We start from the raw sequence: 8,135 nt of genomic DNA on the forward strand, positions 1-8,135 counted from the left end.
ACTCTTGTTCCCCACTTAAGCCCAACTATCGGCACTATTCGTTCATTAAACACTAATTGTCAAGATGCCATGTAATCTTTCCTATCAAAGTAATTTCAGTTCCGGTGCTGATTCGGAGCATCTTTCAATTTGACAACGCCAGGTTTTTAGATTCATTCAGCCCGCCCTATCTAGGGATTGCCACCACCCACAGCGATGCCAGTACCATAAATCTGAGCATTTGTCAAGTTAATTCTCTCCATCGATGCACCTGTCACATCGGCATCATAAATCACGGCACTGGTGAAATTGACTCCATCGAGATCAGCTTGATTGAAACTGGCATTAGTCAGAAAAGCTGCGGTCAAATTTGCGCCTTCTAGGTTAGCATCCGTCAAATCCGCGCCCTCTAAGTTAGCTTCCTCTAGATTAGCTCCTTGTAAATTCGCTTTTCTCAAATCAGCACCGATTAGATGCGCCCCCCTTAAATCAGCACCGCGGAGATCACAGCCCGGACATTCCCGCGTATTCAATAATTGTTGTACCTGTTGGGGATTTTCCGCACCGACGGGGTTAATCAGCAGTAAGGAGGCTAGGGAACCTAGGGCAATCATTAAAGTCCTTTTCATCGTTTTCGCCTCCTCTTTCGTTTTCTTCTCTACTTTTAGGATAGGAAAAAAGCTGCTAACCAACTTCCCCCGATCGGGCTAATTCTCCTGTTATCTCACTTTTACTTGCTTTTGCTAGTCGATCTCTCCTTTCATGACTGTTGCGATCGCTGCTCGGGCATTTTCCTTAAATTCCTTGACATCGACGCGACTTAATAACCAAACTGCCAGGATCATTCCCAATGCTTGCAGGAGGAAAACTAAGCTATAGGCTAAAACTGGACTAGAAAAGACAACTTTACCGATATTTAAAATCGTACCGCCTAAAACCGTGGCCAATCCCCGGGCGATCGCTTGGGATAATCCCCAAGCGCCGATAAAAGTTCCTGCGGTTTCGGCGGCGGTTAAATCTAACATTAAACTGGTAGCTCCGGCGGTAATCATTCCCGAAGCTAAACCGAAAAAGAGCAAGCTTGATTTTAATAAACTTTGGTTAGCAGAAAAGCCGGCAAAAATCAAGAGAATAAAACAAATTGTTGCAAAAATACAGCCATATTTAGTGGTTTTTTGTTTACCGATGCGGGGAATAAGCATAAATCCCGTGGCAGCAATACCAAAAAGGGTTCCGGTTCCCCAAAAAGCGTTCAATTGGGTCGTTTGGGCGATACACATCCCAAAAACCTCGCCGCCAAAGGGTTCCATAATTGCATCCTGCATAAATAAACTCAAAGTCATCATCAGCAGAAAGGTGAAAAATAAACCGGTTTGCCGACTAGCGGTGAGAACTTGTAGGGCATCTTTGAAGGTAATTTGATCCTCTCTTTGCACAAGAGTGGACCGGCTACTAAAACGAGAATATTTTTTTTCTACGCCAAAAGTCGCTAAAATACAGAGACCGAAGACGATAGCGGGCATAATCGTGAACACGGGGTTAATACTCGCCTGTAGCTGCGGAATATTGGCTATAGGGGCTGATTGAGTCGGATCGTAGGTCAAAATATTTGTACCGCAGATATTGGGAGTATCCAGCAAACGAGAACTAACGATCGCCCCGACGACGATTCCCACCATCAGCATTGACCAAACTATAGCAACTAATTGCGATCGATTATCTTCATCGGACACATCCACCAAGAGGGCAGCAAAAGGGGTGGAACTGGCGCTTAAAGCTAGTCCGTAGAGGGCGAAAATTAAGGCTAAGAGGGCAATCCAAGCGTAGGAAATGGTATTCCATCCCGAAGTTTGAATACTAAGTCCCAATTGCCAAACTACCTGCAAAGCAATAAAAGCTAAAGCGGTAAAAATTGCCGCCCCAATCCAGACATAACCGCTGCGATGATGACCGAAAATAGTTTTACCGTCGGATCTTTGCCCAAACCAGATGCGTGCTGGACTAACAAACTGGTGCATAGCGATCGCAGCTGCGGCGAGAAAGGGTAAAACTTTTAACTCATCGATCATAATCCGATTGAGAACCCCCAAAGTCAGCAGGGACATAATACCTAGTCCCATCTGAAAGAGTCCTAAGCGAAACATGGTGAAAAGTCCCAGTTTTGGCAGGGGTTTTGGGGATGAGTGAGTAGAATTGGAGACATCGCTGGTAGCCATGGTTAAATCAATACAAAAAAAGCCGGTATTTAAAAATTTAACGCAGGACGAGCAGACATCTTCTGGGGATTTAAGTTTCTGTGTCCAATAACCAAGTGGTCAGAACTGTCAAGCTGGTAAAATCGAGCAGCGCTTCTCCTAAAGTTGCGAATTGTTCTAGAGATAGTTCTTGGATTTGTTGGCTTAAAGTTGAGGATATTTCACCTAAACGACGGTTAAGTAGTTGTAGAATCAAAGCAACCGCTTCTTATTGTCTTCCTTTTTTTTGGATGTCCTGATCAATGACTGATTCGCCCATAATTTCTTCCCTTAATAAGTTTCTGGTGATTTCCTTACTTAATACTAACCCCGCCAGAATTGCTGTAGCAACGGCTAAATTGCTTTTTTCAGTTCTCCCCTTGATATTAAGTAGGTGGGTGGAATTAAATATAAGATGAACGTAGGTTGGGTTGAAGCATGAAACCCAACGCCAGCATGGGTTACGCTACCGCTAACCTATCCTACAAATAATTGTGCCTCCCTACTTATCAATTTTTGTGGCTACTTTGGCCAAGATTTTCCTATTGTATTATCCATTTTCCTGTAACTGTATGTTCGAGTTAATCGAGATCGCACAAAATGGAGATTTCTATGATCGTATCTTCCCCATTGTCCTCACCGATGCCAAAATCTACAACCCCAAAGACCGACTAAAATAGACTCAATACGGGGAAACCGAAAGTAAAGAACCAGAAGAAACCATGAAACAGGGAGGAATCGCCAACCTGCGAGGAATTATCGACGATCTAAATCTTTGCCCCGTCATCCAGACGTCAAATCGTCAAGTGCTTACTCTGTAATGATTATAATCGATTCGAGCTTTGTTTAGCGTTGAAGTTCCCTTAGGAATAAATTGGGTCTTTTTCCAGCAACCCTAGCAATTTTTGCATTTTAATCCAAGCTCTTCTCACTTGCCAGAATTTACTTTTTTCCATGGCGGCTATTTTACTGTCAGCTTTTTGTAATTCCTCGTCTCTTTCTCGATAATCCAATTGGGTTTTTTGCAATTCTTCTTGCAATTCTTGTTGATGAATTTCTAATTGTTTAATTCGTTCTCTAGCCTGTTCCAACTGAGCGAATATATCGACTTTTAAGGTGACTAAAGCAGCAAAAATGGTTTGGATATTTTGGGAGTAAAGTTGGGGATGATTATAAAAAAGTTGGGTGTAGGAATAGATATAGTGTTCTGCGGTCATTGAGCGACTCATAGAATCAGCTTTTTGTCGATAGAAAAATAACAATTCTGGGATACGATAGACTTCTCGACCTAATTCGATCAGAGATAACCAAAAATCGTGATCTTCCCAACCATAAATTAAATTGCTATTGTAGCCGCCCACAGTTTCCCAGTCAGATTTCCGAAACAAACCGGAGCAAAATATCATATTATCTACTAATATATCGGGAAATTTATACTCAGGCAGCGGCCAAATTCCTTGTCTATCGCCAAAATATTCCGCTTCGCAATAAACTATACCTAATTGCTCATTACTTTCTAGCAAAGCAACCGCTTTTTCTAGATAGGAATCGGCAATTTTATCATCAGCATCAAGGGGAAGAATATAGGTTCCTTGCGCTTGGGCAATTCCTAGATTTCTCGCTGTGGCAACCCCTTGATTTTCTGTGCGGATGATCCTAGTTTTTGGCTGTTGATAATCTTGTAAAATCTCGATGGTTTCTGGTTCTGTGGATCCATCATCAATGACGAGGATTTCAAAGCCTTGGTATGTTTGTACCAAAACAGATGCGATCGCATGATCAAGATAGCGACCTTGATTATAGCAAGGAATAATCACGGAAACTTTAGGAACATGACTCATTGAGGGAAATTCTCTCCTACTCGAGCAAAAACTAGGTTATCAATAGCTTATCCCAAAAGTTCCCCTTTCTCGTTTTTCTAAGTAGGGTATGCTGAATAAATCTAAAAACCTTGTTTGGTAAGACTTTTAGACTTTGGGGAAATCAAAAAGTACCAGATCTGGGAGTGATCGGGGGGAAAATTCCTGGACTTTTTCCCTGAAAATTAGGTAATTGACCTCCTCAAAATTGGTAAAACCCCACACCCCACACCCCACACCCTGTCCCCACGAAAAACTTTTTCAGCAGACCCTAACTAAAGAAAGTGTTGATATCCCCACTAGCAATTTCGGGATAGTAGGACATATTATGGATAAATTCTTCAATTATTCCGATTGGTGGACAAAATCACCCAATTGGGTGATCCCCGTGAGGGAAGCATCTCTTTTTAATAGAGGATAAGTTATTCAATAATCAGATTATCATTACCAATGATCCTTACATCATGGAAGCTCATCAACAAAAACAACTCCGCACTTTCCTCTTGGAAAAATTAGCTATTTCCCCCCGTTCCTTCGATATGGCTGTGCGTCTCTGTGAAGCATCGGTGGGTTCTTTGCCGATGGTTTTATGGCAGTACGGTTTAATCGATTTGTCGCAATTAAATCAAGTTTTTGACTGGATGGAAACTGTATAATTATTTTCCAAGAATATGCTCATTAATTATCATTTTTATTAAGAAAAATGACCAATCCCCAGAGCGGCAATTTACTGAAATTTATTTATTAAGTCCCGTTAAAGTTTACCATCGTAGGAAACCTCCCCTTTGCTGGGACTAATTAAACCAGCTATCATCTGCTATTTCCCCCCGTTTTAATTCGAGATTGATCTGGTATAAAATACTAATTTCTCGCCTTGATCGCCTTTTTGCTTGTCATGAAAGTAAGGTAGAAACAAACTTAATTAATCTGGCATAAGTACCTAGGCAAAATTAATTACACATATCTAACCCCCCCTTTGCCTCTTGCCTCTTGCCCTTTGCCTTTCTTCACTAGGAAATTTATTTTGCACGACTACTTAAGTCCTTGAGTTAGGCATCGACTATATGGAACTCTTTTAGAGCCGGATAGAAGTTGAGATTTTCGTGACCGGGACGACTGAGTTTAATCAGGGCAAAACGTTGGGATGGTGGCAATTTTTGCCATTGTTCTAAACTAATTTCGATCTGGAATTCTCTAGCTTTTTCTAGGACTGTATCAGGAATCTGGCTATCATCTAGCCAAGCGGGATGGGTATCTATTGCTAGTTCTCCTGCGGGATTGCCAGTTTTTTCCGTGATTAATTTTTGCAGAAAATCTCGATAGATTTTGGCTTCTGCTGCCGTCGTACAAGCCATATTAACTAATACCATTCTTTCTGGTTGAGTTAACTGCATCCAATGGGATAATTTTAATTTAACTCCACAGGTATCTAGTTTCATTCTCACGGCCATCGGTATGCAACGTAAGGAGTCAACAAATTCGGCTTCAAAGTCGAAAAAGGTGGTCATATCATTTTATTGGTTTGCTGAGGATAAATCTATGATACAGTGCTGGGGTATAATTGCTGGGCAAAATGTTATTTTGATTGAAGAAAATTGGCTCGATATTGATGACTAGAGACGAGAATTTCCTCTATTTCCTGCCATTTTTCTCCTGCAATATAGTCAACAATTTGATCAAGATTTTGCCGATAATTTGCCAAAGATATCAATAAAGCTTGACGATTGTATTTAGCCATCATTAAACCTAATTCGGGATTGCCAGCACCGACGCGACTGGTATCGCGAAAACCAGAACTAGCTAAATTTTCCGCTAATTGGCGAATATTCGGGTCTTGTTCTTTCCCACAAGCTTGGATTAAACTGGTACTAATCATTACTGGCAGATGGGAAATCCATGCCACGGCTCGATCGTGTTCTTCGGGGGAGGAATAATAAATTTGACAGCCTAATTTTTCTACTATTTCAGTTAAGATTTTCACGGCACATTTAGGAGTAGATTCAAGGGGGGTAATCACATAAGGGGTATTGACAAATAAACCCGATTGTGCCGCATTAATTCCCTGTTCGGTTTTCCCAGCCATAGGATGACTACCGACAAAATTTGGCCATAATTGACTACAATTGGCTACAATTGCCTCTTTAACCGATCCCACATCGGTGACAATGGTTTGGGTTTGTAAATAGGGAGTTAATTTTTCCAAAGTTGGCACAATTAAATGTATAGGAGTACAGATAAAGATTAAATCGGCAGTAGCTAATAATTCTAAACTGGTGCTAGATTCATCTACCACTCCTTTTTCTACAGCAATATCACAGGTTGATTGTTGACGAGAAACTCCCAAAACCTTATAACCTTGTGAGCGGAAATCTAACCCCAAGGAACCACCGATTAAACCCAGTCCAATAATGCCAATATTCATTAGTTTTACTCAAAGATAATTTCGTCTTCCAGTCGCCAAGCAGGATCGACAATGCACAAGAAAACTAAGGGTTCCTCTCCACAATTATGAATATATTGTTTAGCTAGAGGAGGTATATAAATTGCATCACCGACAGTCACTAATTGCACTTCCTCATCGATGTGCATTTCCCCTTGTCCTTGCAGAATATAATAAACTTCCGCAGTTTTTAAAGCGTGGGGAATAGAAGTTTCCCCCACATCTACCTGCGCATGGGCTAAACTATAACGTAGATTTAACGGCTGTTTATCGGGATGCAATAACTCGCGCAATCGGGTATGATCACCAGCGATGAATTCCTCACATTCGAGCAGTTTTCTGATTAACATAGTACAATTAAACCTCGAAGATTGTTTTTATTTTATCATTGAGTGAAAAGCTAAAGACTAATAGCCGTTATCATAGAAATATTCAGCATCGCCAGAATTAACGAATGACTTGGTTAGAACATAGTGTACAGGTGGAAGTGGACGCGCCGATCGATCTGGTTTGGGAACTCTGGTCAGATTTAGAACAAATGCCCCACTGGATGAAATGGATCGAATCGGTGAAAATTATCGAGGAGGAGCCAGAGCTTTCCCGTTGGAAGTTAGCCAGTGGTGGTCTAGAATTTACTTGGTTGTCACGGATAATGAAAATTGTCCCCCACCAGATTATTCAATGGGAATCCGTGGACGGGTTGCCTAACCGCGGGGCGATTCGTTTTTATGATCGTCATGGTAGGAGTATTGTGCGACTGACAGCAGCCTATGCTATACCCGGTTGGTTAGGAAAATTGATGGATAATCTTTTCCTCGGTCGAGTGGTAGAATCAACCCTGCAAGCTGATCTAGAGCGTTTTCGCCTTTATGCGCTCAATATTGTCAATAATACGCCGCCAAGGTGAGTTGACATACTCCCACCGTCAAGCTACGCTGTGACGGGGGATTCTTGACCTATCACTATCGGAAATTCCTTGTTCAACGAGACAGCTTAGATTCTCAATGTCTCCATTAAAAACCCAGAGGTCGGACTCTCTATTATGCGTTTGGGTCGGTTTCTGTTTGCCCAACAGTACCGTTGAGATAATTTCCCAAATATTTCAACCCTTTTTTAAGAATGTTGATGGCTGCATTATGATCCCTATCTAAGTACCTAGGCAAAATTATTTACACATGACGATCATTGCCCCGTAAGGGTTTTAGCTCGATCGGGCAGGTAATTAATTTTGCATGACTACTTAAGATTGTTTTACAATTGGGACATTGATGAGTTCTAGTGCTTAAGGTTTTTTGAACTCTCGTCCCACAAACTGAACAATCTTGGCTAGTAAAATAGGGAGGAACAGCAACACAAACAATCCGATAAATCTTGGCAAAATAATTCAAACATTCAGTGAATTGATACCAAGAAGCATCAGAAATCGACTTGGCCAGCTTACGGTTTTTGACTAAGTTTCTTACCTTTAAAGCCTCATAGACTACCAGATCATTAGACTGGACTAACGCCAAAGCGTCTTTAATTGCGTTGTCTTTACGTTGTCTTGCTACTTTCAGGTGAAGCCTAGCTACTTTTATCCGTTGCTTGTGATAGTTTTTAGACTGTTTTTTCCCTTGAAGAAAT

The 8,135-nt window shown here is 41.3% G+C and carries 10 protein-coding genes and 1 pseudogene; 3 read left to right on the forward strand and 8 right to left on the reverse strand.

Translation table 11 applies throughout. From position 1 onward, the window contains the following. Positions 1-170: 170 nt before the first annotated feature. The 3 genes from IM509_RS08410 to IM509_RS24340 all read right to left on the reverse strand — a co-directional run bounded on the left by IM509_RS08410 (position 171) and on the right by IM509_RS24340 (position 2,430). The gene (locus tag IM509_RS08410; protein WP_012267829.1) at positions 171-608 is read right to left on the reverse strand and encodes a pentapeptide repeat-containing protein; all 438 of its coding nucleotides are present in this window, start codon (positions 606-608) and stop codon (positions 171-173) included. A gap of 114 nt (positions 609-722) precedes the next feature. Beyond that, positions 723-2,195 carry a BCD family MFS transporter gene (locus IM509_RS08415; RefSeq protein ID WP_185237189.1) on the reverse strand — a complete coding sequence of 491 codons (1,473 nt, stop codon included), beginning with the start codon at positions 2,193-2,195 and terminating at the stop codon, positions 723-725. 70 nt (positions 2,196-2,265) lie between these two features. After that, positions 2,266-2,430, reverse strand: coding sequence for a DUF4351 domain-containing protein (locus IM509_RS24340; RefSeq protein WP_072924171.1), 165 nt, complete (start codon positions 2,428-2,430; stop codon positions 2,266-2,268). Positions 2,431-2,707: 277 nt separating this feature from the next. Between IM509_RS24340 and IM509_RS08425 the strand changes: the two genes are divergently transcribed. Beyond that, positions 2,708-2,893 (forward strand): hypothetical protein, encoded by a 186-nt coding sequence (locus IM509_RS08425; RefSeq protein WP_139294327.1) that lies wholly within the window; start codon positions 2,708-2,710, stop codon positions 2,891-2,893. 183 nt (positions 2,894-3,076) lie between these two features. Here IM509_RS08425 and IM509_RS08430 read toward each other — a convergent pair whose 3' ends face one another. Then, positions 3,077-4,054, reverse strand: a complete 978-nt coding sequence (locus IM509_RS08430) for a glycosyltransferase (RefSeq protein WP_185237188.1) — start codon at positions 4,052-4,054, stop codon at positions 3,077-3,079. 482 nt (positions 4,055-4,536) lie between these two features. Between IM509_RS08430 and IM509_RS08435 the strand changes: the two genes are divergently transcribed. Further along, positions 4,537-4,728: a DUF2949 domain-containing protein gene (locus IM509_RS08435; RefSeq protein ID WP_002758191.1), complete on the forward strand. Its 192-nt coding sequence runs from the start codon at positions 4,537-4,539 to the stop codon at positions 4,726-4,728. 393 nt (positions 4,729-5,121) lie between these two features. Here the strand turns inward: IM509_RS08435 and IM509_RS08440 are convergent, their stop codons facing one another. The 3 genes from IM509_RS08440 to IM509_RS08450 all read right to left on the reverse strand — a co-directional run bounded on the left by IM509_RS08440 (position 5,122) and on the right by IM509_RS08450 (position 6,862). Continuing rightward, positions 5,122-5,580, reverse strand: a complete 459-nt coding sequence (locus tag IM509_RS08440; protein ID WP_052275419.1) for a nitrate reductase associated protein — start codon at positions 5,578-5,580, stop codon at positions 5,122-5,124. A gap of 68 nt (positions 5,581-5,648) precedes the next feature. Beyond that, positions 5,649-6,494 (reverse strand): prephenate/arogenate dehydrogenase, encoded by an 846-nt coding sequence (locus tag IM509_RS08445; protein WP_052275418.1) that lies wholly within the window; start codon positions 6,492-6,494, stop codon positions 5,649-5,651. Positions 6,495-6,499: 5 nt separating this feature from the next. Then, entirely contained in the window at positions 6,500-6,862 is a 363-nt protein-coding gene (locus tag IM509_RS08450; protein ID WP_052275417.1) for a cupin domain-containing protein, read from the reverse strand. 104 nt (positions 6,863-6,966) lie between these two features. On the opposite strand from IM509_RS08450, the gene IM509_RS08455 reads away from it, so the two are divergent. Next, complete coding sequence (locus tag IM509_RS08455) at positions 6,967-7,419, forward strand: SRPBCC family protein (protein ID WP_002771258.1); 453 nt, start codon at positions 6,967-6,969, stop codon at positions 7,417-7,419. 18 nt (positions 7,420-7,437) lie between these two features. Here IM509_RS08455 and IM509_RS08460 read toward each other — a convergent pair. Then, positions 7,438-8,135, reverse strand: a pseudogene (locus IM509_RS08460) (RNA-guided endonuclease InsQ/TnpB family protein); the annotation flags it as partial.

The sequence above is a fragment of the Microcystis sp. M31BS1 genome, assembly GCF_020245285.1.
GTDB classification, from domain to species: Bacteria; Cyanobacteriota; Cyanobacteriia; order Cyanobacteriales; family Microcystaceae; genus Microcystis; species Microcystis panniformis.

Excerpts from the sequence above, each read along its gene's own strand:
- IM509_RS08410 (WP_012267829.1), bottom strand. The coding sequence starts at position 608 with ATGAAAAGGACTTTAATGATTGCCCTAGGTTCCCTAGCCTCCTTACTG.
- IM509_RS08415 (WP_185237189.1), bottom strand. The coding sequence starts at position 2,195 with ATGGCTACCAGCGATGTCTCCAATTCTACTCACTCATCCCCAAAACCC.
- IM509_RS08430 (WP_185237188.1), bottom strand. The coding sequence starts at position 4,054 with ATGAGTCATGTTCCTAAAGTTTCCGTGATTATTCCTTGCTATAATCAA.
- IM509_RS08435 (WP_002758191.1), top strand. The coding sequence starts at position 4,537 with ATGGAAGCTCATCAACAAAAACAACTCCGCACTTTCCTCTTGGAAAAA.
- IM509_RS08440 (WP_052275419.1), bottom strand. The coding sequence starts at position 5,580 with ATGACCACCTTTTTCGACTTTGAAGCCGAATTTGTTGACTCCTTACGT.
- IM509_RS08445 (WP_052275418.1), bottom strand. The coding sequence starts at position 6,494 with ATGAATATTGGCATTATTGGACTGGGTTTAATCGGTGGTTCCTTGGGG.
- IM509_RS08450 (WP_052275417.1), bottom strand. The coding sequence starts at position 6,862 with ATGTTAATCAGAAAACTGCTCGAATGTGAGGAATTCATCGCTGGTGAT.
- IM509_RS08455 (WP_002771258.1), top strand. The coding sequence starts at position 6,967 with ATGACTTGGTTAGAACATAGTGTACAGGTGGAAGTGGACGCGCCGATC.